The 25129-nt window shown below is 52.6% G+C and carries 38 protein-coding genes, 1 tRNA gene and 1 pseudogene; 1 reads left to right on the top strand and 39 read right to left on the bottom strand.

Annotation, left to right across the window (positions count from 1 at the left end):
• Positions 1-12: 12 nt before the first annotated feature.
• The 39 genes and pseudogenes from KQI26_RS13335 to KQI26_RS13150 all read right to left on the bottom strand — a co-directional run bounded on the left by KQI26_RS13335 (position 13) and on the right by KQI26_RS13150 (position 24570).
• On the bottom strand, positions 13-1128 hold the full coding sequence (locus KQI26_RS13335) for a siphovirus ReqiPepy6 Gp37-like family protein (protein WP_216504791.1): 1116 nt from the start codon (positions 1126-1128) through the stop codon (positions 13-15).
• A 3-nt stretch (positions 1129-1131) separates the two neighbouring features.
• Positions 1132-2010 carry a phage tail family protein gene (locus tag KQI26_RS13330; protein ID WP_216504790.1) on the bottom strand — a complete coding sequence of 293 codons (879 nt, stop codon included), beginning with the start codon at positions 2008-2010 and terminating at the stop codon, positions 1132-1134.
• Entirely contained in the window at positions 2010-5525 is a 3516-nt protein-coding gene (locus KQI26_RS13325; RefSeq protein WP_216504789.1) for a phage tail tape measure protein, read from the bottom strand. Before KQI26_RS13325 ends, KQI26_RS13330 begins: the two co-directional genes overlap by 1 nt.
• A gap of 182 nt (positions 5526-5707) precedes the next feature.
• Entirely contained in the window at positions 5708-6100 is a 393-nt protein-coding gene (locus tag KQI26_RS13320; protein ID WP_080907394.1) for a hypothetical protein, read from the bottom strand.
• Between the two features lie 78 nt (positions 6101-6178).
• Positions 6179-6742: a major tail protein gene (locus tag KQI26_RS13315; RefSeq protein WP_178849230.1), complete on the bottom strand. Its 564-nt coding sequence runs from the start codon at positions 6740-6742 to the stop codon at positions 6179-6181.
• A gap of 5 nt (positions 6743-6747) precedes the next feature.
• Positions 6748-7092 carry a hypothetical protein gene (locus KQI26_RS13310; RefSeq protein ID WP_216504788.1) on the bottom strand — a complete coding sequence of 115 codons (345 nt, stop codon included), beginning with the start codon at positions 7090-7092 and terminating at the stop codon, positions 6748-6750.
• Positions 7089-7496: an HK97 gp10 family phage protein gene (locus tag KQI26_RS13305; RefSeq protein ID WP_216504787.1), complete on the bottom strand. Its 408-nt coding sequence runs from the start codon at positions 7494-7496 to the stop codon at positions 7089-7091. The genes KQI26_RS13310 and KQI26_RS13305 overlap by 4 nt, the downstream gene beginning before the upstream one ends.
• Positions 7483-7854 (bottom strand): hypothetical protein, encoded by a 372-nt coding sequence (locus KQI26_RS13300; RefSeq protein ID WP_216504786.1) that lies wholly within the window; start codon positions 7852-7854, stop codon positions 7483-7485. Before KQI26_RS13300 ends, KQI26_RS13305 begins: the two co-directional genes overlap by 14 nt.
• Positions 7841-8137, bottom strand: coding sequence for a head-tail connector protein (locus KQI26_RS13295; RefSeq protein ID WP_080907390.1), 297 nt, complete (start codon positions 8135-8137; stop codon positions 7841-7843). Before KQI26_RS13295 ends, KQI26_RS13300 begins: the two co-directional genes overlap by 14 nt.
• Before the next feature lie 17 nt (positions 8138-8154).
• Positions 8155-9363: a phage major capsid protein gene (locus tag KQI26_RS13290; RefSeq protein WP_216504785.1), complete on the bottom strand. Its 1209-nt coding sequence runs from the start codon at positions 9361-9363 to the stop codon at positions 8155-8157.
• Positions 9364-9367: 4 nt separating this feature from the next.
• Complete coding sequence (locus KQI26_RS13285) at positions 9368-9973, bottom strand: HK97 family phage prohead protease (protein WP_080907492.1); 606 nt, start codon at positions 9971-9973, stop codon at positions 9368-9370.
• Positions 9891-11006: a phage portal protein gene (locus KQI26_RS13280; RefSeq protein WP_253292852.1), complete on the bottom strand. Its 1116-nt coding sequence runs from the start codon at positions 11004-11006 to the stop codon at positions 9891-9893. Before KQI26_RS13280 ends, KQI26_RS13285 begins: the two co-directional genes overlap by 83 nt.
• A gap of 128 nt (positions 11007-11134) precedes the next feature.
• Positions 11135-12787 carry a terminase large subunit gene (locus KQI26_RS13275; RefSeq protein ID WP_253292851.1) on the bottom strand — a complete coding sequence of 551 codons (1653 nt, stop codon included), beginning with the start codon at positions 12785-12787 and terminating at the stop codon, positions 11135-11137.
• Positions 12787-13140 carry a hypothetical protein gene (locus tag KQI26_RS13270; RefSeq protein WP_080907386.1) on the bottom strand — a complete coding sequence of 118 codons (354 nt, stop codon included), beginning with the start codon at positions 13138-13140 and terminating at the stop codon, positions 12787-12789. Before KQI26_RS13270 ends, KQI26_RS13275 begins: the two co-directional genes overlap by 1 nt.
• Positions 13141-13193: 53 nt before the next feature.
• Entirely contained in the window at positions 13194-13568 is a 375-nt protein-coding gene (locus KQI26_RS13265) for an HNH endonuclease signature motif containing protein (RefSeq protein ID WP_216504784.1), read from the bottom strand.
• Positions 13569-13736: 168 nt separating this feature from the next.
• Positions 13737-14363, bottom strand: a complete 627-nt coding sequence (locus KQI26_RS13260; protein ID WP_216504783.1) for a hypothetical protein — start codon at positions 14361-14363, stop codon at positions 13737-13739.
• Between the two features lie 21 nt (positions 14364-14384).
• Positions 14385-14615 (bottom strand): hypothetical protein, encoded by a 231-nt coding sequence (locus KQI26_RS13255; RefSeq protein WP_216504782.1) that lies wholly within the window; start codon positions 14613-14615, stop codon positions 14385-14387.
• 2 nt (positions 14616-14617) lie between these two features.
• Positions 14618-15073 (bottom strand): hypothetical protein, encoded by a 456-nt coding sequence (locus KQI26_RS13250; protein WP_216504781.1) that lies wholly within the window; start codon positions 15071-15073, stop codon positions 14618-14620.
• A complete protein-coding gene (locus tag KQI26_RS13245; protein WP_216504780.1) occupies positions 15070-15468 on the bottom strand; it encodes a VRR-NUC domain-containing protein in 399 nt (132 codons plus the stop codon). Before KQI26_RS13245 ends, KQI26_RS13250 begins: the two co-directional genes overlap by 4 nt.
• The gene (locus KQI26_RS13240; protein ID WP_216504779.1) at positions 15458-15736 is read right to left on the bottom strand and encodes a hypothetical protein; all 279 of its coding nucleotides are present in this window, start codon (positions 15734-15736) and stop codon (positions 15458-15460) included. The genes KQI26_RS13245 and KQI26_RS13240 overlap by 11 nt, the downstream gene beginning before the upstream one ends.
• A 13-nt stretch (positions 15737-15749) precedes the next feature.
• Positions 15750-16013, bottom strand: a complete 264-nt coding sequence (locus KQI26_RS13235) for a hypothetical protein (RefSeq protein WP_216504778.1) — start codon at positions 16011-16013, stop codon at positions 15750-15752.
• Complete coding sequence (locus KQI26_RS13230; RefSeq protein WP_216504777.1) at positions 15973-16887, bottom strand: hypothetical protein; 915 nt, start codon at positions 16885-16887, stop codon at positions 15973-15975. Before KQI26_RS13230 ends, KQI26_RS13235 begins: the two co-directional genes overlap by 41 nt.
• Before the next feature lie 438 nt (positions 16888-17325).
• Positions 17326-17736, bottom strand: coding sequence for a hypothetical protein (locus KQI26_RS13225; protein WP_216504776.1), 411 nt, complete (start codon positions 17734-17736; stop codon positions 17326-17328).
• Positions 17723-17866 (bottom strand): hypothetical protein, encoded by a 144-nt coding sequence (locus KQI26_RS13220; protein WP_158082934.1) that lies wholly within the window; start codon positions 17864-17866, stop codon positions 17723-17725. The genes KQI26_RS13225 and KQI26_RS13220 overlap by 14 nt, the downstream gene beginning before the upstream one ends.
• Before the next feature lie 72 nt (positions 17867-17938).
• Entirely contained in the window at positions 17939-19015 is a 1077-nt protein-coding gene (locus KQI26_RS13215) for a DUF6273 domain-containing protein (protein ID WP_216504775.1), read from the bottom strand.
• Positions 19009-19389 (bottom strand): hypothetical protein, encoded by a 381-nt coding sequence (locus KQI26_RS13210; protein WP_216504774.1) that lies wholly within the window; start codon positions 19387-19389, stop codon positions 19009-19011. The genes KQI26_RS13215 and KQI26_RS13210 overlap by 7 nt, the downstream gene beginning before the upstream one ends.
• Positions 19383-19766 (bottom strand): hypothetical protein, encoded by a 384-nt coding sequence (locus KQI26_RS13205; protein ID WP_216504773.1) that lies wholly within the window; start codon positions 19764-19766, stop codon positions 19383-19385. Before KQI26_RS13205 ends, KQI26_RS13210 begins: the two co-directional genes overlap by 7 nt.
• Before the next feature lie 132 nt (positions 19767-19898).
• Positions 19899-20066, bottom strand: a complete 168-nt coding sequence (locus KQI26_RS13200; RefSeq protein WP_216504772.1) for a hypothetical protein — start codon at positions 20064-20066, stop codon at positions 19899-19901.
• The gene (locus tag KQI26_RS15420) at positions 20063-20350 is read right to left on the bottom strand and encodes a phage N-6-adenine-methyltransferase (RefSeq protein ID WP_253292854.1); all 288 of its coding nucleotides are present in this window, start codon (positions 20348-20350) and stop codon (positions 20063-20065) included. Before KQI26_RS15420 ends, KQI26_RS13200 begins: the two co-directional genes overlap by 4 nt.
• 50 nt (positions 20351-20400) lie before the next feature.
• Positions 20401-20487, bottom strand: a pseudogene (locus KQI26_RS15415) (adenine methyltransferase); the annotation flags it as partial.
• Positions 20488-20513: 26 nt separating this feature from the next.
• Positions 20514-20831: a hypothetical protein gene (locus KQI26_RS13190; RefSeq protein ID WP_216504771.1), complete on the bottom strand. Its 318-nt coding sequence runs from the start codon at positions 20829-20831 to the stop codon at positions 20514-20516.
• Positions 20797-21459 (bottom strand): hypothetical protein, encoded by a 663-nt coding sequence (locus KQI26_RS13185; RefSeq protein ID WP_178849265.1) that lies wholly within the window; start codon positions 21457-21459, stop codon positions 20797-20799. Before KQI26_RS13185 ends, KQI26_RS13190 begins: the two co-directional genes overlap by 35 nt.
• On the bottom strand, positions 21456-21752 hold the full coding sequence (locus tag KQI26_RS13180; RefSeq protein ID WP_216504770.1) for a hypothetical protein: 297 nt from the start codon (positions 21750-21752) through the stop codon (positions 21456-21458). Before KQI26_RS13180 ends, KQI26_RS13185 begins: the two co-directional genes overlap by 4 nt.
• Positions 21753-21765: 13 nt before the next feature.
• Positions 21766-22308 carry a hypothetical protein gene (locus tag KQI26_RS13175; RefSeq protein ID WP_216504769.1) on the bottom strand — a complete coding sequence of 181 codons (543 nt, stop codon included), beginning with the start codon at positions 22306-22308 and terminating at the stop codon, positions 21766-21768.
• Between the two features lie 13 nt (positions 22309-22321).
• Entirely contained in the window at positions 22322-22642 is a 321-nt protein-coding gene (locus KQI26_RS13170) for a hypothetical protein (protein ID WP_216504768.1), read from the bottom strand.
• Positions 22643-22663: 21 nt separating this feature from the next.
• A complete protein-coding gene (locus KQI26_RS13165; protein ID WP_216504767.1) occupies positions 22664-23296 on the bottom strand; it encodes a cell wall hydrolase in 633 nt (210 codons plus the stop codon).
• Positions 23281-23721, bottom strand: a complete 441-nt coding sequence (locus KQI26_RS13160) for a hypothetical protein (RefSeq protein ID WP_216504766.1) — start codon at positions 23719-23721, stop codon at positions 23281-23283. Before KQI26_RS13160 ends, KQI26_RS13165 begins: the two co-directional genes overlap by 16 nt.
• A gap of 216 nt (positions 23722-23937) precedes the next feature.
• Positions 23938-24294 (bottom strand): hypothetical protein, encoded by a 357-nt coding sequence (locus KQI26_RS13155; RefSeq protein WP_216504765.1) that lies wholly within the window; start codon positions 24292-24294, stop codon positions 23938-23940.
• A gap of 24 nt (positions 24295-24318) precedes the next feature.
• A complete protein-coding gene (locus tag KQI26_RS13150; protein WP_216504764.1) occupies positions 24319-24570 on the bottom strand; it encodes a helix-turn-helix domain-containing protein in 252 nt (83 codons plus the stop codon).
• 216 nt (positions 24571-24786) lie between these two features.
• On the opposite strand from KQI26_RS13150, the gene KQI26_RS13145 reads away from it, so the two are divergent.
• A tRNA-Leu gene (locus KQI26_RS13145) sits at positions 24787-24873 on the top strand.
• Positions 24874-25129: the final 256 nt, after the last annotated feature.

The following is a 25129-nucleotide window of genomic DNA, read 5'->3' as shown; positions in this document are numbered from 1 at the left end:
ATTTGCACCCCTTTACTTTGTAATCTGCCTGATCTGTGTAATCAGGGCGGGCAAGCTCTCCCCGAAAGTAATGTCTATTTCCTCCATGTTCTGTTGATAGGTTTCCGCAACCTCCGTTATCCGGACATTGATTTTTATACCCCATCGTTTATTAACGCATGTCACACGATCGCCCAAGTCGTAATCTTCCCTGTACTTCAAATTCGCGTGCGTGTTGATCGTGCTGGAAAAGCTCAATGTTTCGGCGTATTGTTCCAGCTCCGACGCGCCGCGCTCTTCAAGACAGGCTAAATATTCTTCATCGGTGCGCGTGATCTCTTCGTCGTTCTCGTTGGTGTATTTCTTCGTAATGTCCGTTGCATTCACAAAGACTTCTTCACGGTCAAGGCCAGCCGCGCCGCCGCCAACTTCGGCCACAACGCGCGGTTCGGCTTCTTCGCCGCCCACATAAGCCGTTGATTTCAGGTTTTCAATGCTGTTTGTGTATTCCTGTTCCGTGATATTATCGAATTCCTGTGAAAAAATGCACGGCGGGTTTTCGGTTTGGTCTGCGGTCAAATCGCGGCCTTTATACACACTGAAATAGTGCTTTCCGGTCTTCACATCGGTTCGCAACCGGAAGCCCAATTTTGCCGCCTTCGCCGCGGTTTCCACGGCAAGAAGGGCGTTTGTGAAGGCTTCGGAAGTATAGTCTATTTTCCCGCTTCCGGTGTCTTCGTCCGTGGGATCAATTAAGACATTCGGGATCGCGCGGGTGGCCACTTTCGGGGAAACGACCGTTTCGCGGACAATCCGGTATAAAATATCCTGCGTCCCGCTCGTTGCGGTGATCTGATCGCGTACAATGCGCTTCCCGATCCATTGCGTGATAAACTTTCCTTGCACTTCGATTTCTTCAAGCCCCTGTGAATTCTTGCTAATGTGAACATACCTGATTTCTGCCGCCTCGGTGTCCCCGCGCTTCATTATCAGGTTGTTTTTTACCAGAAGGGAAACATGCTTGCTTGTGAAAGGCACAAGCAACTTGAATTCGCCCGCCGACCAATACCGCCGCGTCCAGATTAACGAATTGATTTCATCAATTACGCCGTGCAATATCATGTCGCGGTCATAAATATATAGCTCCATTCGTCACACCCCCAAATAAAGATCGTCGTGATAAATGGATACTTCCAAATTTTCAAGGTTTTCTTCCGCGGAATACCTGTAAAGGTTATCACCGACCGAAAGTTGAAAATATGTGCTGTCCACATCAAGATAACGGAACGCGTCAGAAGTCACGCCGTCGCGTTGTAATGTTACTTCTTTTTCCCCGTATCCCGTGGACACGCTCAAAATGTCGCCAGCTTGAAGCGTGATATTCAGCTTTATAAACTCCTGTGTGTCCACATTCAAAAGGGAAGGATTTTTGACAACGCCAAGCGCGCGGAACTCTACGCGAATACCCGCTTGCACATCACCTTCGTTATAGACATTCACGATCAAAGAAGGCTGTCTATACCCGATTTCCCAACCTTCCGCAAGAGGGATTTCAACGGGGAATTCAAGGCCGCCGATCCATGTCGCTATATCGTCCCGCGTCTTTGCCTCTTTTCTCCAAAACGGATTAAGGCAAAGAAGCTGTATTGTGAAGTCCCGAAAAATAGCCTTCCGCGTGAAGGCGGGCGCGTTGTCGATCTTGCAGTCAATCACGCGCCGGAAGTCGCCGTATTCGTATGTCAGTGTCGCGGAATACTGCGGGTTTAACACACGGTTCATTTGCCTTCGGTAATCCCGCATTCTGTCCTTGTCCCGCTCCCTGATACTTCCGACAATCTCAATTTCGCGGGATTGAATGCGGTTGCCTAAATATGTGTCGCCGTCCTGTCCCATGCTGTTAATGCTGTAAATCTCGTTGCGCACATCAGAAAGGCCGCTAACCTCGTTTGTGTGAAAAATAGAAGCGTGGGAAAAGGTGATACTTTCCCCACGCTCATTCGTATAAATCAGCTTTTCGATTTTCTTTGCCATCAGCCCATAACCTCCCGTGCAATCAAGCGGAATTGCTTTGCCGCCTCGCGCTGTTGTTGTGCATAGCTCGTTTCGTTCGCATAGATATTTTGAACCACTTGCACGCCGCGGGCGGCGTTGTCGTTCCTGCTGATCCTTCCGGACGGTCTTTGCGGCTCCGGAACGGTTGAAGCCGTCGCTCTGCGGATTGTCTTTTCAACATTCTGCATTTCACGGGCGAAGCCTTCGCCTAAACCTTCGGCCATGTATGCGCCGATCCCTGCAAATACCTTCGACGGGGAAGCAATCTGCATTTCCGCTTCTACGGCGGCGACAATTTCGCGCATCATAGAACGCACTTTGCTTTCCAGCCACCCCGACATATTTTGAAAGCCCTGCCAGATACCGCGCACCATTTCTTCACCCGCTGCCGTGAACTGCGATACAAACCCGTTGATCGTCGTTAAAATCGACTGTATGATCTGCGGGATTTTTGCCGTAATCTGCGGCGTGCCCTGCACCATGCCGGACGCTATGGCCTTGTCAATATCAACGCCCGCCGCGGTGAACTTCGGTTGTTGCGCGGTGAAGGCGGTAATAATCGACTGGACGATCTGCGGGATAATGTTTGTAATATTCGGCGTTCCCGTTGTCATGCCGGAAGCAATATACTTCGTCATGTCAACGCCGATCTGATTAAGGCGCGCCGCCTGCGCTGTAAGCCCTGCTGTTACCCGCTCGACAATGGCCGATACCGCGCCGTCAAGCGCGCCGATATTCGCTATAATGCCATCGTTTACGGCTTGCACGGCTTCTTGTGCTGTAAGTGTGCCCGCGCTTCCCATTGCGCCCTGCATGTCCGCGGAAACGGTATCCATACCGCCGCCGAAGCCCTCGCCAACGCCCGCGGCCATGTTGCCGCCAATGTCAGCGAAAACCGTTGAAGGGGAATGAATGCCAAGAAAATTCTTGATACCGTCCACAATGCCGCCAAAGAAGCCCGTTACCTGATCCCACAACCAGCCCGCGGCGTTCTGGATACCCTGCCAAATGCCGGAAACAATATTGCCGCCGATCTCTACGATCTGATATGCAAGGCTTCCGAACGCCTGCACGATACCCGTTACAATCTGCGGAACCGCCTTCACGATTTCGGCAATAATTGTCGGAAGGTTTTGGATCAGGGAAACGAATAGTTGAACGCCCGCTTGAATGATCTGCGGGATATTGGAAACAACGGCGTTCACCAACGCGCCCACAATCTGCGGGATCGCGGGTACAATGGTTTGAATGATCTGCGGCAACGCCTGAATAAGCGCAACCAGCAAATCAATTCCGGCTTGCACGATCTGCGGAATGCTCCCGATCACCGCCGTTACAATTCCGTCGATAATCTGCGGAATAGCTGTAACAATGGTTTCGATAATCTGCGGCAACGCGTCGATCAGTGCGGTTAATAGGTCAATTCCCGCTTGAATGATCTGCGGGATAGAGGCAAGCAGATTTTCGACAAGGCTTGTAATAATCTGTGGAATGGCCGCAATTAGAACGGGGATCGCGGCAATCAGCCCTTGCGCAAGCCCTGTTATCAACTGCAACGCCGCGTCGATCAGCATAGGGATATTTTCAACCAGCGTTTGCACCATAGCAACGACCACTTCAACGATTTTCGGTAACAACTGCGGCAACGCCTGTCCGATCCCGTTTGCCAGCGCAAGGACAATTTGCAACGCGCCTTCGACAAGCAGGGGAAGGGCGGCGATCAACCCGTCAATCAGGGCAAGAAGAATTTGTGTTGCGGCCTGCGCAATCGCCGGAAGCGCGGCAACCAGCCCTTGCACAAGCGCGGTTATCATGTCCACCGCCGCCGTTGTGATCTGTGGTAGGCTTGCTACAAGCCCATCGACCAGCCCTAACACAATTTCGGTTGCAAAGTCCGTTACTTGCGGAAGGATTGTCGAAAAGTCTTCAATCAGCCCCGCAAGGGCTGTCCCGAAGGTGTCGGACATTTTGGAAATATCGCCGTTCGCGGAAGCTGCGCCCGCCGAAAGCTCGTTGACAAAATCAGAAAGGGCGGGCAACGCTTCTTCGCCAATCGGAAGAACAAAATTCGTTTTCAGCACGCGGCCAAGCCCCGACATAGCGGAACCGAAGTCGTCATATTTAACGGCGTTGATTTTGGAAAGCGCGTCGGTTGTGGTGCTGATCTCCCCGTTAAGGTTCGTCAACGCCTGCATACCTTCAACGCCCAAATCTTCCCACATCGTACCGAACAAGGCCACGCCCGCGGTATTCTGCGCTAAAGGATCGTCCATTGCGAAAAGGGCGGTTGTCACATCGTCAAAGGCTTTCGCGGCCTGCTCCCCGCCTGCGGCAAAGGCCGCCGCGGTTTCACCGGCGTTCAAGCCTATATCCTTGAACGCCTGCATTGTGCCGTCTGATCCGTCTTTAACCCTGATCCCGAATTCCTTTACCGCGTCGCCCAGCTTGTCAACGGAAAAGGTGCCAGCGTCCGCGCCGTTTGCAAAGCTGTTGAACATGTCTTCCGCGTCCAGCCCTAACGACTTGAAATGCACGGAATATTCGTTGATACTGTCCAGCAAATCCCCGTTTTTATCAAGGCCGTTTTGCGCTCCCTGCGCAATCAGGTTGAACGCCTCTTCACCAGATAGCCCAAACTGATCCATAAGCATATTGACGGCGCGCATTTGCTCTTGAATATCAAAGCCGAATGTATCGCGCAACATCAAAGCGTTTTGTGTCAGCTCTTCAATTTTCGTCGGATCAACTTCGCCGGAAGTCTGCGCCACGGTTGCCATTGACGCGGCTATATCGTCCATGTTCTCCCCGAAGTTGTTGTTGTAGATACGCAACATTGCGTCTTCAAAGCCGTTCGCGGCGGCCTCCGCAATGCCTGTTGACGCTTCAAAATCGTTCATTGCGCCTTTGACTTCATCAGCGAAGCCCACGGCGTACCCGATCCCCGCAACCATAGCCGTTCCAATGGCGGCCACGCCTACGCCGATCGTTTTCAAACCTTTTCCAAGCGCGCCAGCTACGGAAGAAACTTTGCCGCCCAATCCGTCCAGCGCGCCGCCTGTGCTTTCGGCTTCCTGTGAAATATCCTCCAAGCCGTCCGAAAAATCGTTTGAAGCGTTGCGCGCCTCTTCTAATCCTGCGTCAAGGTTTCTGATCTCGTTTTCCGTTTTAATCATTGCGGCGCGGGCGTAATTCAGGTTTGTTTCCATCTTTTTAGCCGCTTCGGAAGTCCCTTGCCCCGCGTCCTGATACTTTTTCAAGGCGGCTTCCGCTTCGGCAACCTTCTTTTTCTGCTCTTCAAGCCGCTTGTTCAAAACATCTTGCTTCGCGGTCATTGCCTCTATGCTGTCGGCGTTCCCCTCGAAAGTTGCCGAAACAACCTTCATTTCGGACGCAATGGCCTTCAAAGAAGCGTCGATTTCTTTACAAGCCTTCTTGTATTCCTGTTCGCCGTCAACGGCAATTTCGGTTTTGATCTGGTCTTCTTTTCCGGCCACTTATAACCCCCCTAACACATCGTCAATGTCCGCTTCTTTTTCCTCCGGTTTGAAGCGATCCGGATTGAATTCTCTGTGAATTCGGAACAAAGCAAGGATTTTATACGGTGTCATGCGCCACACTTCGCGTTCCGGCCAGTGTAGAAGCGTAACGCCGATATAAAGCAGGCGGGCAAGGTCTATTACTCCTTGCCCGCCTGTGCGTTTTTTCTCTCTTCTTCCGCGTATTCCGGTTCGTCGTCTTCATCGTCCTGCGGCGGCTCCGTTGTGCCGCTGTTTCCCATTGCAAACGCCTTGAAAATCGCGGTTTTAACCTCGTTGAAGTTGCCTGTGTGGATCATTTTTCCTACCTGTTTTTCGGTCAACTGCTCTTCGCCGTCGTCTGCGCCCTCATTCAGAAGCAGGGTAAGAAGCCAGCGAAGATTTTTAATGCCGTCTTTGCCTTTCAGCATTTCGGCCAGCTTGTCAAAGCCCCCGAATTTGTCTTGCATTTCGTCAATGACATTCAGGGAAAACAGCAAATGCCGTTCTTTATCAAGGACGATCGGCAAACGCCCGTCTTTAATCGCACTCATAACAAAATAGGGGAAGCCCCGTCAAAGGGCTTCCCCGTGCCTCCTTTTCATATTTTGTTTTGTGACAGGCGGCCAGAATTAGCCGCCCGAAGTGTTGTTCTGTTCACGAACCTTCGTAAACCAGCCTTGCGCCGCGGTTTCTGTGGGAAGTGCCACATGCTCCGCTTTCCAAAGGCCGTCAGGCCGCTTGATAAACTGCCCTGTGATCTCCGGCGTGGTGAATTCGATACTATCGCCCTTCGTCTGGTAACTCTCCGAAGGAATAGCAAACTTCACCTTGTAAAGCCAAATATACTTATACATGCCGTTCGCCTTCTTCGCGCGGAAGCCGATTGCCATATACGGGGGATCGTCGTTTTCTCCCGCATATACAACCTGATCGTCGTCCTGCGTCTGCCCCAAAATGGCCGCAAGATCGGCGGGCATAAGATCGTTTACATTCAGCGTCAGCTCTCCGGAAACGAATTCTTTTACCACTTCGTCCGCGCCGTCGTCCGCATAAAGGATCGCTTCCGCTACCTCTACGGACATTTCCGCACTAATGGCCTTCGCCATGCGCACGGGCGTTCCGTATTTCTCTTCGCCGCTCTCTTCAACCGTGATCGGCGCACGGTAAAGATCACGCAAACCAATAGTTGCCATAGTTTTTATACCTCCGTTTGTTCGTAATATTTCGCTTCAATCGGGACATGGTAAAACCCCGTGTCCTGCTCGTACACTTCCGGATCAATTACAAGCCCATAAAAGCCCGCCGCCTTCAACGCCTGCTTCACACGGCGCAAAAGGGCGATATAATCGCGTTTCGAGTAAATATCAACCCTGTATGTGTATTCCGTGCCGTGCGTTTCGTCGTCTGCGGCGGCCATATCTTCCGAAGAAACAAGCTGATATGTGATATATGTACCAGCCTTCCCGCGGAAGAAGAGGCGCGCCACATTCGGGCAAAGCGCGTCAAGCGTGGATTTTAACAGGCAGTCAACTGTATCTATCATTCCTGTTCGTCCTCCCATGCCTGCCGCATAGCCGCTTGAACTTCCGGCGTTGCCTTCTGGTGCGAACGCGTGAACCACGGGCGCGCGGGCATGTTGGTTCGCCCGTATTGGTGGACAAAACCAACGGTTGCGTTCCGCTCCCCGCGGCGGTTTTTCCCGTGCGGGTACACTTCCACGCATTGCCCCGAACCCCGCTTCTTTACGGCGGTGCATTTGATAGAATTTGCAAGATCGCCAGTAACACGGTTACTTGTAAATGTGCGCCGTATTTCCTCCTGTTCGGCCTTCACAAGCACCGCGCCGCCAGCTTTTAACATCTTCGGAACGGCCTTCGTCGCCCGCTCGCTCCGGCGCAAAAACGCTTCCTGCGCCGCTTCAATTCCGGATACCTCAAACCGTGCCATTGCCGCCGCCTCCTTCCGCGCCGCTGTCCGGTTCTTCGCTTTCTTCGACCGGAAGATCGGAAAGCGTCAATTCGGTAATTTCTCCGCTTTTGTTGACATAGGTTTTCAAAACCCTGTACCGCTTCCCGTTCAGCTCCGCGGCCTGTTGCCCCTCGTATTCTTCCGTGTAAACATCAACCTTCAATTCCACTTGAAAGCCCGCTTGCGCGGCCTTGTAGAACTCGGAATAACCCGCGGATTTCACATTGCAAAAAATGGATTTCCGCGCTTCTTCCGGCTCATTCTGGAACCCGTTTGCGTTTACCGCTTCGTCGGGCGGCTTCTGCGCGATCAAGGTAATTTCATCACCCCAACGCATGATAATCACCCGCCAAACTCAAAGAACATTTCAAGTAATCATAGGCCGCGCGGTATTTCTCGCTGTCTTCGGAATATCCGAAGTTTGCCTTTGCGTAAAGGACAATCGCCCGCGTGATAAGGGGATCGCCCGCCGCGGCCTCTTTGCCTTCGGCGGGCGTATCCTCCGGAACATTCACACCGACAAGGCGCAAATCCGCTTTGCAAGCGTCGATCAGGTCTTGTATTTCATCGTCGAAAGCCGCCGTTTTTACGCGTAAGGCGTTTTTCACCTTGTCAAGCATGGTTTATCCCTCCCGAATTACGCGCCTGCGGCCTTTGCGACGACAACAAGGGAATTCTTGTCAATCACCTTGCCGTCAACAAGCATGATCGCCTTCGTTACCATGTCGTCCGTGTCGTTGTCCTCGTACTTCTTCACGGTCATGGTGTAATTGGTGTTCAGCACATAGTCCTTGAAGTTGAACAGGAACGCATACGCGCCGCCCTTCGCCGCGGTTGCCACGGAAGGCACATAGTCGCAACAAATGACGGGGCGGCCAAGCAAGGCGCGTTCCGGCTTGCCTGCAATGCCGTAATTCACACGGCCTACGGGCTGTCCGGTTTCATCGACAAGGCCGTAATACTGCATAAAGGTTTTCTTTGCCATGCACCACACCGCGCCGTTTTCGTATGCCTGCGGCAATGCGGCTTCGGCGTTCACAAGGTCTTCGTATGTGGGCGTGTCGCTCTCGATCTTCTGCCCCTCGTTCGGGGTTTCGGTAAGAATGCCCTTCGGCTGTCCGCTACCCGTGCCGGATACAATGGCCTGTTCGGTTGCCTTCGTCATAGCCTCGACAACATTGTTGACAAGGGTATTTTCAAAGGCCGAAAGTGCCATTGTGTCCACTTCAAGGGATACGGCCACGGCGCAACGCAACTTGTGGTAAGCAAAAGTAATGCTTCCCGTGGTCTTCTTCTGCTTGTCGCTCCCTGCGCCTTCCGCTACCCAAGAGGCAACGGGCTTCGCGCTGGAAGTAGGGATAGAAACGCCGCCCTTGTACGCGGTGCGCGTCACAAGGGGAAAGATCATTCCCACGGCCTCCATTTTCTCTACGATCCGGTTAAGAATGGTTGTCGGGATCACCGCGCCATTGTCCGCGGTTTTGGAAACAGCGTCCGTGCGGAACTCTGCGGGAATAGGCGTGCCGCGAAGGGCGTATGCCATAAATGCGCGGCGATATTCCATGCTGTCCAGCGGATCAGCTTCGTTCCTCTGTTCACCGCCTGCGGGGGAAGAGGGGGAAGGGAAGGTGCGGACAACCGCGCCGCCGCTTCTGCCCTCCGCAATGGAATTCAGAAGGTTGTTGCGCTGTTCGGCGGCGGCCATCAGCCCCGCCCGCTCGGTTTTCAGGTTGTTCACTTCGGTTTCAAACGCGGTCAACTGCTCCGCGGTCAGCTCCGCGCCTCTCTGCTCGATCTCGTTCGCAATCGCGGCAAGGCGGGCTTCAATTTCCTGTAATCTGTTCATAGTGTCATACCTCCAACATGATTTTTAGTTTTAATAGCTGTGCTTTCCGCGCTAACGCCTCCCGCCTCTCTGCTTCGATCACTCCGTCGAAGAAAGAACGCGCGGATATTTCGGTATCGCTGTTTGCGGGGTAAGATACCGCCGAAACATCGTAAACCTTCTTGATCTTCAAAATGGTTCTTGTGTGCGTGTCCCTGTCGTATGCGTCTTCTAAAACCTTGAACGCCCACGACATTTTTGTAATTAAGCCGTTGTTGATCTCTTCGTAAAGGTCTTGTGCGGCACGGCTTTTCGATAAATCGGCAAAAGTAAAGAGGCCGCTTTCGTCGGCCTCTATTCCAAGCGTTTTATTCGATTGTCGGGCAAGCACCTTGCCTTCGTGGTTGTATTGCATGATAACATCGGACATGTCCGCGCCAACAAGCGCGTTCCGGTCTATGACTTCAAAGTATTGCACCCCGTCGAACTCATAGAGAAGATACGGCTTGTTGAAGGTGGTTGCATAACCTTCTACATAGAATTCGCTGTCAAACCTCTTCGTCGCCTTCTTCGCCGCCGCCGTCAACGGAAGCACCATCGACCGATATTCCCGATCCTTCATTACCGGCATTTGTGTTCGCCTCCTTTCCAAGCTGTGAAACTTCGGTGTATTCCTTGCGGATATAGTATTTTTCGCCGCCCTCCACATGCGCCATGTTCCAAATGTCCATAACGCCGTTTCGGTTCAGCAACCCGCGATCGAAAAGCTGTGTTGAAATGTTCAGCTTCGTTTGATTGCTTGCATATTGAAGCCTGTTCGCGGTGAACACGATTGCGTTTCCGTGGGCGATTTCCCGCGGCGTAAAGGTCATGTTTGACATGACAAGGGATAATTGCAGGGCGAAAGGCTCTATTTTCCCTTCGTAATACGCGTTCCATTCGTCTTCGGTGTATTTGTTTTGAATGATCCCCGCCGAAGTGCCGAAGTAGTTAAACACATTTTCGTTAATCTGCCCCATTTGAACCGCGTTGACGGTGAAGGGCTTGCTATCAACCTGTTTTACATCTGCGAATTTCTGATCGTAGATAATCATTCCGCTTTGATTGTCCGCGGAAAGGTTGTCTTCGGTGAAGCGTTCCCGCTCCTTCTTTATGTCCTCCGGCGAAAGCATGTTAGCGATACGGGCAAGGAACCGGATCGAAGCCGAATTTTTAACGCCGTTTATAATGCCCTGATTGTTCGCATGGATCAACTGCATTGTTGGCCGCAAGGCGCGGTTGTCCTCTCCGAAAAAATCGTCTGAATATTGAAATTGCGTCAAAATCCCCACGCGGTCAAACTCGATCGCCGCCCGCTGTCCGTTGGAAAAGGTGTAACGCAAGAAGGGCGCGCCGCCGACCTCTAAAACCTCGCAATTCTGCGGCAATAGGGGATAATAACCCGCTATGCCGCCGAATTCGTCTTCAAGAGGCACAATAAAAGCCGTGTTATTCACGGCAAGGATTGTCGCCAGCCTGTAAAGAAACTTTGTCGTGTCTTGAAACGGGTTCGGCCTGAACTGCAATGTTCGTTCAAGGTGCTTTTTCGCGCTCCCCGTAATTTCCGGCTTCAATTTGCTACAAAAAGTAGCGAATGAATGAATAGCCGCCCGCGTGATCTCCATTTCGTACACACTTTCGGGCGCGTTTGTGAAAACGGGCGTGTACCCGTTTAGCATTTTGAAGTAGCCCGTTGGAACAAGGTTGTTCCGCGGCCTTCGGAAGATAGTTTCAAACACTCCCATTTTTCAAATCACCCCGCATTTTTCAGCATTACGCCGATTTCGTTATAGTATTTTTGCCGGACGGTCATTGCGTCAATGACTGATACAAAGCCGTCGATCCGCGCCCGCTGTTCAATCTTGACAGGCCGGAACTTGCGCGTTTCCATGTTGTGCTTTAAGGCTACATTCAGGAAATGCGACTTTAACAAGCTGTTATCCGGTATTTTGAAATTGCCATCAAGCAAAATCCCTTCAAACTCGCGGATCACGCCCGCAAGGTTTTCACCCTGAAAAACATCGTCCATGTGGAAGCCGTATGCCGCCATGTCGTCAATCAGGTATTGCGCGCTGTAACGGTCATACCCGACTTTCAGCACATAGATTTCATATTTTTCTTTCAGCATGACGAACCAGTTATAAACATCTTTGTAATCTACATAGTTTTCGCCGGAAAGGGTAACAACGCCTTTTTTCACAAATATGTCATAGGGCACGCCGTCGATCGCCGTTGCCCGCTCGACGCGGTTTGCAGGCATAAAGAATTGTGTGAACGCGTATAGCTTGCCGCCGCGCTCCACAATGACGGTTGCCGCGGTAAGGTCTGTTGTCTGCGAAAGGTCAATGCCGCCCACGGCGTAAGAATGCCGGAAGTCTTCAAGCGTGATTTCTGCCGTTGCGCCTTCTACTATGTGCGCGTCAAGCCACGCAATAGAAGAATTCTGCTTGATATTGCAATACTTCGTCAGGAATTCGGCCTTTTTGCTTGCGGACATTTCCGCAACCGCTATTTCCTCGCGGAAGAAGTCAGGGAACACGGAAACGCCCATGTTCGGGTTTGCCTTCTTCAGCTCTTCAATATCGTTCCATTTTTCTACATCGTCGATCATGTAGAGGAACGGCAAAAGGCGGCGTTCCTTGCTATTGCCTTTCAAGAAAGCCGTGCTTCGCTTCATCAATTCATCGTAAATGCCGTCGTTCTCGTATCCCGCCGTGGAAATGGACAGGATCAGCGGTTGCCGCCGTGCGCCAAGCGCGGATTTCATAACCTCGTATTGCTTCAAACCACCGTCGCCGCGCCAGCTTGCAACCTCATCATTGACGACCAAATGCGGGTTGAAGCCGTCGCTTTTCTTTGCATTGAACGCCAGCGGCTTAACAACCGTGTTCGTGTCCTCTATGTAAATATCGGAACGCCGCTTTTTCGCCAGCTCCGCAAGCTCCGGTTCTTTCTTCAACATCTGGTAAAAGTTATCGTAAACAATGGCCGCTTGATCCAGTTTCGGCGCAAGGCAATATATTTTCGCGCCGTATTCTCCATCAAGATACGCCATATATGCGATAATGGCCGACGCAAAAAGTGTCTTGCCGTTCTTCCGGCCTATGACAATAAACACTTCACGGAAGACGCGCAAGCCGTCCGCGTCCACGATCCCGAAGATAACGGAAACACAAGCCTTCTGCCATACTTCCAGCTTCAAAAGGTCTTCGCGGCCTTCGCAATGGTGACAGAAGTTTTCTATAAACTTGATCGCTTTATTGGCCTTCTTCGCATTGAAGAAATATTCGCCCCGTTCAAGCCCCGCTATGATGATTTCATAAATCAGCCGAACCCATTTGCCAACCGTATATTTCCCGCTCTGAATACCTGAAAAATATTCGTAAATGTAATTCGCAAAGGGCATTATTCGTCCCTCAACGCCTGCAATTTACTTTCTTTTTTCTTTTCAGGCGGCACAAGATCGGTCAACTGCTTAATGATTGCGGCATGGTTTTTCGTCATTGCTATATGGGTTTTCACCGCGTCGCTCTGCTTCGTGCCTTTCTGGTTTTCGCCGTTCTGGTACTCCACAACATATCCTTCGGCGTTGATGATTTCTTGTAGCTCTTCCAGCGAAACGGCCATGAACGCGGCGTTTTTTATCAGGCTTTCCACGGTCTGCAACTTGTTTTTGTCAAGGTCTTTGAAAACCCGCTTTAATCGGGCAATCTCTTTTTTGATCTTCTGTTCTTTCGTAAGCTCCTTCTTTGTCGCCACAAAAAACGCCCCCTTTCTGCACCGTCAACCACACCCCCCCACGGGTACACCCGTTATGCGCGCGCCTGCGGAGTTTTTTTAACCTCCCGCCCTCGGTGTTTCGCCCTCCCTAATTCGGCGGCGAATGGGGGGGGATATACAAGATTGCCGTTTGCGTCGAAAGAATAACGCTTCTTCCGTTCGCCTCTGTGGTGTTCCTTGTTGTGGCAATCTTGACAAAGTGCCTCCAAGTTATCCCATGAAAGCGTAATGTACGGATTGTTTATATTCTCCTTCGTCAAATAGATTTTGTGGTGTGCGATCTTCGCAACAACCGGATTGTCGGGCGTGGAACATCGTTCGCAAAGATAACCCTTCGATTGCAAGAAGCCTTCACGACACGCGCGCCACGCGTCCGAATTGTAGAACTGTTCAGCCCATGCCTTCACGCCTTCCGCCTCCTTTCGGACAATAAAAAAAGCCCTCACGGGCGAACCCGCGAAGGCTTGTGAAGTGTGCTGTTTATTTGCATTTAATCAGCGTAATAATTATAGCATATATGGACGGTACACACAAGGGCGCGAAACGGGCGCGAAACGGGCATTTTTCGGCCTGTTTTAATCCGTTACTTTGTCCCGCTCCTTCCGGTATGTACCCGCGCCAACCGCCGCGGGCTTGCCGAACATGCACACGGCCATGTCATTAACGATTTTGTTTCGCCATCTGCGCGCACTCTTCGCGTCGCGGATCAGTCCCATTCCTTCCAGCTCTGCGGCTATGGTTTCCCATGTGTACGGCCCCGCGCCTGCCGGACGCTCGTTGCCCTGCGCGTCCTCTCCGAAGTAATACATGCGGATCACATGGAATTCTTTTCGCTCTGCAAACAGCTTTACAACGCGGTCAATCTCTTCAAAGCGTGCCCGCGTCCTGTGGTAAGATATGATTTTATCCCGCTTCATTTCGTCAAGTATATCTTCCTCCGTGCGGTATGTGTACCCGCTCGAAGGGGAATAGCTTGAAATACTTGCGCTTCGGCCTTGAAGCTCCACATGTGTATATGCTTCATAATCAGCCACCAGCGCGGCCAGCTTTTTATAATTAAAAAGCAAACTTTCCATTGCGCGGAAATAATTTACTTCGCCGCCCATGCCGTCAATATACGCCATAGAAGCGGTTGCCCGCGCAACCTCGTTTATCAGCTCCCGCACTTCGTCAGTAATCAAGCCCGTTTTTTTCTTGCCCATCTCTGAACCCTCGCTTTCCGTTTACTCTTCGTTGCCGCCATCTTCGGGCGGCGCGTCCGCTTCGTCCGACAACACGCGGACGATTGCGGCCACTTCGTCAAAATCCAGATACACGGGCTTGTTTTCGGTGATCCCGCCGATATTGTACCCCGTCACCTGTTCAAGCCCGTTTCTTTCCAGCGTGAATTTATCGCATTTCACCGTAAATTCCGCGCCGCTCTTCAAAATCACCCGCATAGACATTTTCGCCATGTTTAACCCTGCCTTTCTTCTGCCTGCGGCTTGCTGTAATTCGGGTTCGGTGTCTTTACCCACCAGCGCGCCGCGGTGTTTTCCTCTTCTGGCTGTGCGCCCGCTATGATTTCATGCGTTGACGGCAAGAACACATTTCCCGCCGCCGAAAAATCCGCTTGTTTCTGTTCCCGCTCCTTCGCGTCGTCAACATACCCGCGCAAAGCAGGGGAGAAGCAGGCGGCAAGGGCTGTCCCCATTGCGGCGAACATATCGCCAAAAGCGCGGGCGGCCTGCCGGATCGTCCGGCCAGCCTTGCGCACCGCCGCGCCCATCTGCCAGAATGCCAGCGACGGGCGCAAAGACAAAAACAGGGCTTCATACGATCCGAATTTGCCAACGCGGGCGGCCATGCGCGCCGCTTTGTCCCGCTGGATACCGTAAGACATAACCAGCTTCAAAAACCGCTTCTTTTTCAACCTTCTTCGCCTCCCATTGTCAAATACTCTGTAATTACCTTTGCGGCGGCCTCCCACCCTTTGCACAAGGCCACAAAATAGCCTTGCTTTTCAAGGTTTGACAACCACGCTTTTTGATCGTCGCTTGTTTTACTGCCTTTCTGCCGCTTTAGCTCTATGTAAAGGCCGTGAAAACCGCGGCGGGCGACGGGCAAGCACAAATCCGGCACACCCGCCTTCACGCCTTCGGCGCGGAAGCGTCCGGCCTCTGCTTTCTTCCGGCTTCCGCCGTTCGGCACATGGTAAAGTAACGCCAATTCAGGGAAACGCCCGCTTTGAAATGCTGCCCACCTGAAAAGGCATTGTTGTTCCACGCTCTCCGTTGGAACCGGAAGGGAAGGGGCGTTATTCTTCAAGATAATTCACCGCCTTTTCCACATATCCACACGGCAAGGCGTTTCTTCTTCGACATTCTGCCGCCGCGCCTGCCTGTGTTTCGTATAGCTCGTTCGGCCACACGCCTTCGTATTGCTCGAAGTATTCGCTTTCGCCAATATCCCAACGGACAAGGAATGCGCCGTATTCTTCGTTCACGGCAACGATTGTCACGGGGACAGGGCAGAAGCATTCCCAAATGTCCGTAACAAACCAATATTGCCCGCCAATCTCTGGATTTTCTACCACCGCACGCACCCCCTCAAAGCTGGACGATCCCGCCAACGCGTGCAATGGCCGCGGGCGTTACGGTTCTTCGCTTCAAAACCGCCGTGATCGTATCCCCGAAGCCTTCATAATGCGCTTTTGTCGTGACAAAGTATTGCAATTCGGGGTTCAGGCGTGCGCGAAGCCTCAATTTGAAAATCAGACTTTCGGTTACTTCGGTTTTAATCTGGTAAACCGCTATTTTGCCCGTTGCGCGGTCAACTTCGCGGCAAATTACCATCATTTCCGTTGTGTTCATTGCGTACCCTCCGTTTCTTTTTCTGCTTCTGCGGCGGCGCGGCCTTCCGGTGTAATTTTGCGTATATGTACGCGCCTGCCACAAAATCCGAATACCGCACGGCGCATTCGTTAAAGCTGTATTCAGGGAAAAGCGCGGCGAAGATTGCGGCGGGTTTCGCCTCGAAGTCTTCGGCCATCTGCTCCACCTTGCGGCGGCTTATTTTAGTGTCGGCCTCCGTGATTTTCGGATCAACAAGGTTTTTACTTGCCGCCCACCGTTTGCCGCCGTTCGGCTCCTTCGTCATATAGCGCGCAAGGGCTTCTAATCCGTAATCGTCCGGTTGCAGGCGGCGGGCATTTGCATACCCGCGGCCATTCCAAAGGGCTTCGGCTTTGTCCCGATCCATGCCGGACATAATGACATGGTGGTGAACACGCTTGCGCCGCCCATCTTTCCCGCCGAACTCGATCACATAGGCGTATTTCAATTCGGGAAGGCCATTCTTCCGGCGATACTCCCGCACCCTGCGAAGGTAATTCCGAATATCGCGGCGCGCCTGCTCTTCGTCCGGAACAAAGCCGTTTGAATATGTCAGCGTTACGCAAAGGTCTTCTTCCGTGAAATTCGCATTGATCTTCCGAATGAACTTCTTTTTTGCGTTTTTGTCATTCAGGTTCTTTTGTGCTTCCCGTGTTGTGTGTTTCTTTGCCTCTCGAACCTCGTTTTGCGTGTTCCATATCGGGAATATCTCAACTTCAAGCACATTTCCCGCCTTGATCGTGCGGGAACGATAACGAAAAACATTCCTGTGCCGGAACCGATCAAACGCCCTTTCGGTGTTCTCTCCGGAAAGGTCAAAGAGGAATTCATATTTTGCGCTGTTGTACGGCATGTTGTTTCCTCCCTGCTCGTGGTAAAGGTTTCACCCCCTCCCGTCCCCCTAAAGGGGGAAGCAGGCTCAAAGGAATTGAACACGCAAGGCCGGAAGGTTTGCATTTATCCCCGCCGCCTTTCCTGCTTCTATCACTCCGGCAACAACCCATCAAGGGCAAGCCGCTTTCGCGGTGCTGTCGCACCCTTGACAGCTTGCCGCCTTCGTGATCCTGATAAAGCAGGCGACGGGGAATTGAATACAAACCAGCACTTCCGGAATTCTGCTTTTCCGTCCATGTGTTAATACCCATTACAAGCCCGTAATACGCCGTGTTCCGGCGTTTCTTGACATTCTGCCGCCGCGGTGTTATACTGTCGTTAGTTTGAATAGCTCTTTTCGCGGCGACGCGAAGGGGGAAAGGCGGCTTGCAGGCAACGCAAGCCGCCTTCTTCTTTTCTATCCGTTATTAAAGCCCGCGGCCTCCGTGTACTCTTCGCAAGGCTCTTCTTCCTTCGGCTTGAACCGAAGGCCATTCACGCACCCGATACACGGAAGCGGGCGCAAGCCGTCCGGCTGTGTGCCGTCGCGGTGCTTTTTGCATTCTTCTAACTTGCCGCATGTATCGCACCAGCAACGGCGGCAATCCTGAATATCCGTTTTCAACTCCGGTTCTTCGTCTTCTTCATCGTGTACCAGTTCAACGCCTCCGTTTTCGGCGGCCAGCTCTTGCGCATAGGCGGCGAAGCCATCGGCCACGCCGCGGGCGAATGCGTCAGCCGCCGCCGCGCACGCGTGCGCAAGGTCAAAACCCATCGTGTGCGCCATTTCAACAAGGGCTTCTTCGTTTAAGGCTTTATTTTCTGCCACGGTGTCCACCGCCTTTCAATCCTCTGTAAATGCCTACCACAACGGCATACGCGATCACAACCGCCACGGAAAGGCAAACCACGCCGACAAGCGCATAAAAGGCGGCAACCATAAATTCAAATGCCGTCATTTTGAACCCGTCCTTTCTTATATATAATGTATAGGGGATAGGCCGCCCCATCGTGCGGGGCGGCCTTTTCTGTTATCCCTTGATAAGCTCGAACGCCTGCGCGTCGGTAAATCCGGCCTTTTTCAGCTCCGAATACCAGCCGAAAAGCTGTTTTGCTTCTTTTTCCTGCTCTTCCTGTTTGCCTTCTCCGATTGTGGCCGGAATATCGAAGGCGGCGGCAATGTGCTTCATCATGTCCACCGCGTCCGCGCGCTTCTGATCTTCGTCTTCCTGCTCCTTTTCGTGGGCGGCCTGCGCCTCCGCTTCGGCAAGAATTCCCTTCGGCTCTTCGCCTTCCCCGAAAATGGCCTTGTTCAGCCCTTCCGCAAGGGCTTTCCCGATCATTTCACCGAACGACGGCTTGCGCTCGTTCACTTCGCCTTCGTCATAGGATACCAAAATATCAGATTTCAGAGCGCAAAGCGGACGCACGCCCCAGCCGCCGTAGTACGCGTAGTAGTAGTTCAACGCCCCCGAAGGGCTGACAAAGCGCACATAGTACGAGTAGCCGTTCCGCTCGGTTGAAAACGGGGTACAAGTCCAATAGTCTTCCGACGCTTTCGGAATGATTTTGCGGAATGCGCGGTACATCTGATCCGTGATAAGCCCGATCTTTGCGCTGTCCGTGCCGTAGTCGTCTAAACCGTCGTCGGAAGTCAGGTCAAGGACGATCGGCACAAATGCTTCTTTGTCCGCACCCGCGGCGGCCAGCTCTTCCAGAAAATCACCGTTCAGGAAAGCGCGGACGGAAGAGGCGGCAAAATCGTTCTTGTTGTCCGTGTCGAAAGCCATGTACCGAACTTCGCCGTTTTCGTCCTTCAACACATCTTCCGCAAGACAAAGCGACATATTCGGGCGTGCGTCCAGCACAACCCACTTCACACCGCCGTATGTAACGCGGCTTTCTGCACCAAACTGTCCGATCTTTCCGGTTTTCAAAGTCTTTTCCATTTGAATAGCTCCTTTCAATTTTTCCAGCACCGCCAACACAAAGCGGGCGGCGCGTGATTGTGATATATCGGCTTTCAATTTTTCAAACGTAAGGGAAAGCCCCTGCGCCGTTTCTGCAATCGTGGGATCGTGGGCGGCCTGCTCCCGCTCGTTCAGCATGGTTCTTCTCCGCCTTCCCCGAAAAGGTCTTGCGCGATCCGGTTGTATTCCTCAAAAATCCGGTCAAAGGCGGCCTTCCACGCTTCGCCATGCTCCCGATCTTCCGGCGTGGCGACATGCGCCAATTCGTGCGCGAATATTTCAACGCCTGCCGCAATGGGGATTTCTCCGGATACCTCCACAACGGGCGGCGATCCGTCTTCCGGAAAGGTTGTCACACCGCAAGCCGCGCCGCCGCTTCCGTCTTCTACCTCCGGCACAAAATAGGCCGCGTATTCCCGTTCGGGGTAAAGGTTCTTGAAAGCCAGCGCAACCAGCGCGAACAGATCGTTTGCAAAGGGCGATACCAGCCGCCCCGCTCCCGCGGTCAACATTTCTTCCCGCCGTGGCGATATGGGCGGGTTTTGTTATATTCGTGTTTGATCCGTATTGCCTCTTCAATATCAATTCCGGCGTGCCCGCAATAGTCCAGAATGCGGATCATGCAATCGGCCAATTCCACCGCCACGCCTTCCGGCTTGCGCCGCTCGTGCTTTTCGCACGCCTCCCCGTCCGCATAAAGTATTTCTTCGCCTTCGACATTGTAATAAATGTTCGGCTTTCCGGCGCGGTACTCTTCCAAAGCCTCCGCAAGCTCCGAAACGCAAAGCATAAGGATTTCGGGCAATTCCCGTTCCTGCTCCCACCAGCCATGCGCAACGGCATTTTCATGTACCGCCGCGGCAAGCTCGTTCAATCCCTGTTTTTCCATCGTCTGAACTGCTCCTTTCAAATTCGGCGCGTTTCATACGCCTTTTTCAACGCCTCTTGCCCTCTGCTCATAATAGAAGGGGAAGCAATACCCAAAAGGGCATTTACAAGCGTTCGGCACGCTATGTATTCGTTATCCCGCTTTTCGATCCAAAACGCCGCGGTTTTGAACTTGTCTGTTTTGATCCTTCGGATTTTCAGCATTGCGCACCCTCTCTTCCTGTTCGGCCTCTTTCACGCATTCGCATGTTTCGCCATAGTCAAGGTGACTTCCGCACCGATCGCAAACCTTGTATTTCACGATTTCACCGCCTTTCCGTTATAAATCACCAGCATAGAGGGGAAGGGCGCGGGATCGGCGGCGTTGCCGTCGTCGTCCGTAAACCGAAGCCGCCCACGAATAAAGCGAATTTCCGCTTTGTGGTATATAAAATCGTGGAAATAGCTTGTATCGGTACGCGCTGGAATGAGAAGAACAATCGGCGTTCCGGCCTGCGCCTCTTCGTATGCCTTTTGAACCCACTTGCCGATTTCGCGCCCATACGGGGGATTGCAAAATACTGTACCCCCCCCGCAACCTTCCAAGAGGATTTAAGCCCGTCCGTTTCCGGCGTGAAATATAGCGGGCATTTTGCCGTTTTGTCTGTGGCCGCCGCGTCCAGCGTGAAGGAAAATTCTTCGTTCAGCTTGTCGAAGAAGTCTTGCGGCGTACACCAGCACATATTTTTAGAGGATAACAAAGCCTTGTTCATTCGCCCGCCCTCGCTTTCTGCAATTCCCGTTCAAGGCGTTCGATCTTCCGGCGCAAGGCGCGGTTGTCAGCGTTTACCCGCTCGATCTCTGCGGCCAGCTTGTCCGCGGCGGTGTCCGTTTCCTTTTGATAATCGCAAGGGCGCACAACTTCGCAAATATAAACCGTTTTGCCCGATCCGGAAAAATTGCTTTTCGTTTCCTCCGTCTGCAATACAATGTCCCGCGTGGCGCGGATTTCATCAAGCGACATCAGCACAAAGCGGGAATGCCTCTGCGTCCTAATCATCGTCGCCCGCCTCGCTTTCCGGTTCAATGATTGCCCCCGTTTCCGGATCAACCTTGAATTGCCCCGCGCTCTCTGCGGCGGCCTGCCGCTCCCGCTCCTGTTCCCGAAGGTCAAGAGAAACGGCGCATTGCCGTGTCAGCTCTTGCAGGCGTTGGACGAATTGCGCGCTTATAACATCACACGGCATAATTACCGCTTGAAGCAGGAAGCCCGCTTTTGCTACGATATACGGCGCACCGAAAGGCGTTACCCGCTCGTAAAGCTCCAATACATCAAGCACATCTGAAACGGGCGACAAATAGCGGCTTTCGATGAAAACCAGCCCGCGGCGCGTCTGCAATGGTTTCAAGGTCTTTCCGCTATACACAATCGAAAGGTTGCCTTGTTCAATGATCTTTTCGGTTGCGTCGGTGTCCTCGAAGCTGATCCCCTCCGGAATGTCACGATACCGCACAAGCCAGTCTTCGCGCTGTTTCTCCGGCACATCGAAGATCGTTAAAATGCTTTCTTCGTCCAGCTCCGGAAGGCCGGAAATAGGGTAAACCGCGTTTCCGTCGCCTATGTACTGCGATAATGTGCCGCTATCGCTGTATCGGTTGAACAAAACAACCTGTTTGTTTTTCTTGCATATCGCGGCAATGCTCTTTATCTTCATTTGCGGCGGCCTCCCTTCCGGAAGTCCCGCACGGTATCGCGGATCGTGGTTTCCGTCAGATACCAGAACAGCGGCAACCCTAAAAGCAACGCTTCACCGCCGATCGCCTTGTATCCGCGTTCGGCAAGGGCGTACCCCTGCCCCCAACGGAAGAGAAGAACGCCCGCCGCGGTAAGGGCGGCGTATTTCAGGACGGCAAAGGCAACATTCGCCGTCAATGTGCTTCCCGCTACCCGAAGAGGGCGGGAACGGCGGCGCGTGGCCGCCTGTGTGTTTTGAATAGCTCTTTGCATGTGTGATCCTCCTTTACTCGGTTTCGCCCGCGGCAATGGCCTTGCGTAATGTGTGCCGCTCCATTCCCTCCATCATCAAGCCAGCTTTCAAAACCTTTTCTCGTTCTTCCGGCGTAAGGTCTTTAATGCTCTTCGGCTTCACTTTGTCTTCGGAGGGGAAAAGGTGGTTTTTGCTTGAAAATGCCGTATAGAATATTTCAAGCTCCGCTTCCATAGCAACCTTGAAGAATTTGTAATTTGCTTCGATCTCCAACCGTTCCGCGGCTGTGCAATTCACGCCCGTTTCCTTCCGCCTGCGCCCGCTATACGATCCTACGCAACCGAAGCCCGATCTTCCCGTTACCATGTAAATAATCTGGTTCAGCAAGCGGCGTTCGGTTTCTTGACTGTACCGGAACCACGCCGTTTCGCGGCGTTCCTCTTCAAGATCGGTTTCGCTGATCCCGTATTGCTCCATCAGGCGGGCAAGAAGGGTTTGTGCGCTCTCGCGCTCTCCGTCAACGCCCCGATCGGCAAGGGCTTTTATTTTCTTCAAAAGCTCCGCTTTGTTTGACATTCCCGCCGCCCCCTTAATATTTGCCGTAAACAATCACGGCCATATAAGGGCGATCGGTTTTCGCGGCGGTTACAATGGCCGTATTTATCCACGATACCCGCAAGAAGTCGCGCGCCGCCCGCTTTGCCAGCCTCCACACTGTCCGCGCGTCGTCGTCGCCAAACTCTGCGACGGCTTCAAGGCTGAATTCGCACACCTTGACGATCCTTCCGTAAGGCTTGCGTGCGGGGCGTTCCTTCATGTATTCTTTGTTGCCCTCTTTGCACTTGATAATTTCGAGCGGGCGGGGGAACTGCCAGCCGCCGCCCTGCTTGTCCTGCTTCTGCTTCGACATAGTTTGAATGGCTCCTTTCACTTAACTGCTGTACGGATTTTTCAAGCTCCAATCCCAAAACATGCCGCCTTCGTATTCCGTCCGGAAATGGTTTACTTCTCCGTCACCCGTGAAGAAGACATATTCAGCGGGAAGGACGCGGCCAACCTCGCCGCCTTCCCGTTTTTCCCGCTCCCACCGTATCAGCACATCGGCGGCAATCGCCTTGAATTCCTCTGTTGCCGGATAGTCCGGCGAATATCCGGCGAATTGGTGCGGCTGTGTTACCACTTCGGCCACGGTGTCCGGCCAGCCTTCCGCGTCAACGCGGTTCAGGGCGCACCACACAACCGCCGCTTTGTGCATATCCGAAGGAATGCCGCGGGCTTCGCCCCATATCAGGCGCGCCAGCATTTCAACTTCCGCTTCGTCCGGTATGTATGGGGCGGGCGTAGGTGTCGGCGTTGCCGCCGCGGGCGCGTCCAGCTTGTCCCGCTCGGCCTCTTCAAGCGTAGGCGTTGGCAACGCTTGATCCTGCCCGCCGGGGCTGTCGGCCTCCATCGGAACCACTGCCGCAACCGCTACGGCGAAGGCGCACCCGACAACCGCCACGGCCAGAAGTAGGAAGGGAAGAGGCGAACGGCGGCGCGGCCTGTGTTTCACGCCCCGTTCCATATCTTTTCGACCTCTGCGCGGCACGCTTCAACCCCGTTTGTTCCAACCCAATCTTGCAGGGCTTCGCGCCGTTCTTTTCGCAACCTCTGTTCTTCTGCCTCGAAGTCTTCTTGCAGGGTTTCCGGATCGTGAAGCTGAAAGGCGCGCCCGTATCCGCTCAAGCGAACTTCAATCAGAATGCACCCCGTCCCGCCGTAGGTGTCCGGCGCGATCCGCACGCGCATATTGCCAAGCCGCATTATGTAGTAGTCCGGCAATGTGTTTTCTTCCTGCTGAATGCCCTTCGCTGTTCCGAATTCCTGCAAAGCCAATTCCCGCGCCTTCTTCAAGGTCAGCTTCACGCCACCGCGCAACGGGCTTTTTCGGTGTTCCCGCCTAAAAATCGCCGCTTGCACTTCGGCGGTTGTCTTTTGTTTCTTTTTCATAGTTTGAATAGCTCCTTTCGCGCCTATCACGCTTTCAGGTTTAGCCACCATTCCGGATTATTCCGGAACTTCTCATGCGGACAATATGTGCAATCCGTAGAAGAGCACTTACGGCAATATCGTTTGTGAAATTCGTCGTCCCACGGCCCTTCTAAAATCGGCAATCCCCGAAGGAATGCCCCAAACTCCGCGGGGGATTGCGTCAGCTTTTCAAAATTAGTCACCGCCAAAACCTCCCGCCGTTTCTCGTTCTCTCCCTATCTCAATTTCAAGGTTCATCTTCCAATAATGGAAATGGTTATACATTTCTTGCGTGTAAAGAAGCCCGTCCGCTCTCCGAACATCAATGCCCATTGTTATTTGCAGGAATTCGGCAAGCCCGCAAAACCGCCCGCAAAGGTTTGTAATGGTGTTCAATTTTTGTTCTTCGGTGTAATCCCCGTTTTCGTATGCCGCTTTACCCTCTGCAACATACTTTTGCATACGGTCGATTAACTCGATAACGATTTCTTCTTTCGTGTCCTGTAAGCCCTTGTCGCTTACGGTCAGCGCGCCCAACTGATATTTTTTCATTACTGAACAACCTTTCCTTTCGCTCTATTCTGTCACCGCACGGCGGCCTCTGCGCTTGAAGTTTTCCCGAACCACCGCTTGCGCCCGCTCCGCGCTGTAAACCTCGCGTTGCGCCGCGTCCACTTCTCCGGTATAGCCTCGTTGCAATTCGTGGTAGATCGTCGCGGTATGCACGCCAAGTCGCGCGGCGATTTCAAGCGGGCGATCCCCGCGGGCGTGCCACGCCTCGATCTTCTTTCGATCCTCAAAATCCAGATACCTATAATTTCCCGCCATGTCTTCACCCCGTTTCTATTGCGGTTTATCGTGGTTTGTGGTATAAAAAAATAAATGCGGAAGGCTCGAAGCTCCCCGAAAATAGGGGGCTTGTCCTTTCGCATTTAATATTACAACCCACAAACTTTAAAAAACTTTAAAAAACCCATTGACTTTTCCCAGAACGCTGGTATAATAGACACTGTTCTCAGCGAGAGAACAACGACAACAAAAGATGCGGATGTGGCGGAATCGGCAGACGCGCTAGCTTCAGGTGCTAGTGGGGGCAACTTCGTGGGGGTTCAAGTCCCTTCATCCGCACCACAAAAAGGACACGCTTTAAGCGTGTCCTTTTTGCATTCTATGATACAAATTGTTTACTTTTTTCCACTTGACTTTGTCAAGTTATCCCGGTATACTTTTCAAAGTCAAGAAGAGGAGCTGAATCATTCATGTTTCAATGTAGGGCTACAATACATCTTGGACGAGTGAATAAAAAGCTATGAAGGATATGGTCTCATGGGTTATAGTTAAGTTACCACACCAAACCAGCCCGAAAGGAGACCATATCCCTCATGAG

The organism is Intestinimonas sp. MSJ-38 (genome assembly GCF_018917925.1).
Lineage (GTDB): Bacteria > Bacillota > Clostridia > Oscillospirales > Butyricicoccaceae > Pseudobutyricicoccus.
The sequence above is the reverse complement of the archived record's forward strand: the minus strand, read 5'-3'. Positions and strand labels throughout refer to the sequence as shown.

Bases quoted from the DNA above. Each gene is read 5' to 3' on its own strand.
- KQI26_RS13335 (WP_216504791.1), bottom strand. From the start codon at position 1,128: ATGGAGCTATATATTTATGACCGCGACATGATATTGCACGGCGTAATT.
- KQI26_RS13330 (WP_216504790.1), bottom strand. From the start codon at position 2,010: ATGGCAAAGAAAATCGAAAAGCTGATTTATACGAATGAGCGTGGGGAA.
- KQI26_RS13320 (WP_080907394.1), bottom strand. From the start codon at position 6,100: ATGAGTGCGATTAAAGACGGGCGTTTGCCGATCGTCCTTGATAAAGAA.
- KQI26_RS13315 (WP_178849230.1), bottom strand. From the start codon at position 6,742: ATGGCAACTATTGGTTTGCGTGATCTTTACCGTGCGCCGATCACGGTT.
- KQI26_RS13310 (WP_216504788.1), bottom strand. From the start codon at position 7,092: ATGATAGATACAGTTGACTGCCTGTTAAAATCCACGCTTGACGCGCTT.
- KQI26_RS13305 (WP_216504787.1), bottom strand. From the start codon at position 7,496: ATGGCACGGTTTGAGGTATCCGGAATTGAAGCGGCGCAGGAAGCGTTT.
- KQI26_RS13300 (WP_216504786.1), bottom strand. From the start codon at position 7,854: ATGCGTTGGGGTGATGAAATTACCTTGATCGCGCAGAAGCCGCCCGAC.
- KQI26_RS13295 (WP_080907390.1), bottom strand. From the start codon at position 8,137: ATGCTTGACAAGGTGAAAAACGCCTTACGCGTAAAAACGGCGGCTTTC.
- KQI26_RS13290 (WP_216504785.1), bottom strand. From the start codon at position 9,363: ATGAACAGATTACAGGAAATTGAAGCCCGCCTTGCCGCGATTGCGAAC.
- KQI26_RS13285 (WP_080907492.1), bottom strand. From the start codon at position 9,973: ATGCCGGTAATGAAGGATCGGGAATATCGGTCGATGGTGCTTCCGTTG.
- KQI26_RS13280 (WP_253292852.1), bottom strand. From the start codon at position 11,006: ATGGAGATCACGCGGGCGGCTATTCATTCATTCGCTACTTTTTGTAGC.
- KQI26_RS13275 (WP_253292851.1), bottom strand. From the start codon at position 12,787: ATGCCCTTTGCGAATTACATTTACGAATATTTTTCAGGTATTCAGAGC.
- KQI26_RS13260 (WP_216504783.1), bottom strand. From the start codon at position 14,363: ATGGGCAAGAAAAAAACGGGCTTGATTACTGACGAAGTGCGGGAGCTG.
- KQI26_RS13255 (WP_216504782.1), bottom strand. From the start codon at position 14,615: ATGGCGAAAATGTCTATGCGGGTGATTTTGAAGAGCGGCGCGGAATTT.
- KQI26_RS13235 (WP_216504778.1), bottom strand. From the start codon at position 16,013: ATGAACACAACGGAAATGATGGTAATTTGCCGCGAAGTTGACCGCGCA.
- KQI26_RS13230 (WP_216504777.1), bottom strand. From the start codon at position 16,887: ATGCCGTACAACAGCGCAAAATATGAATTCCTCTTTGACCTTTCCGGA.
- KQI26_RS13220 (WP_158082934.1), bottom strand. From the start codon at position 17,866: ATGACGGCATTTGAATTTATGGTTGCCGCCTTTTATGCGCTTGTCGGC.
- KQI26_RS13215 (WP_216504775.1), bottom strand. From the start codon at position 19,015: ATGCTGAACGAGCGGGAGCAGGCCGCCCACGATCCCACGATTGCAGAA.
- KQI26_RS13210 (WP_216504774.1), bottom strand. From the start codon at position 19,389: ATGTTGACCGCGGGAGCGGGGCGGCTGGTATCGCCCTTTGCAAACGAT.
- KQI26_RS13205 (WP_216504773.1), bottom strand. From the start codon at position 19,766: ATGGAAAAACAGGGATTGAACGAGCTTGCCGCGGCGGTACATGAAAAT.
- KQI26_RS13185 (WP_178849265.1), bottom strand. From the start codon at position 21,459: ATGAAGATAAAGAGCATTGCCGCGATATGCAAGAAAAACAAACAGGTT.
- KQI26_RS13180 (WP_216504770.1), bottom strand. From the start codon at position 21,752: ATGCAAAGAGCTATTCAAAACACACAGGCGGCCACGCGCCGCCGTTCC.
- KQI26_RS13175 (WP_216504769.1), bottom strand. From the start codon at position 22,308: ATGTCAAACAAAGCGGAGCTTTTGAAGAAAATAAAAGCCCTTGCCGAT.
- KQI26_RS13170 (WP_216504768.1), bottom strand. From the start codon at position 22,642: ATGTCGAAGCAGAAGCAGGACAAGCAGGGCGGCGGCTGGCAGTTCCCC.
- KQI26_RS13165 (WP_216504767.1), bottom strand. From the start codon at position 23,296: ATGGAACGGGGCGTGAAACACAGGCCGCGCCGCCGTTCGCCTCTTCCC.
- KQI26_RS13160 (WP_216504766.1), bottom strand. From the start codon at position 23,721: ATGAAAAAGAAACAAAAGACAACCGCCGAAGTGCAAGCGGCGATTTTT.
- KQI26_RS13155 (WP_216504765.1), bottom strand. From the start codon at position 24,294: ATGAAAAAATATCAGTTGGGCGCGCTGACCGTAAGCGACAAGGGCTTA.
- KQI26_RS13150 (WP_216504764.1), bottom strand. From the start codon at position 24,570: ATGGCGGGAAATTATAGGTATCTGGATTTTGAGGATCGAAAGAAGATC.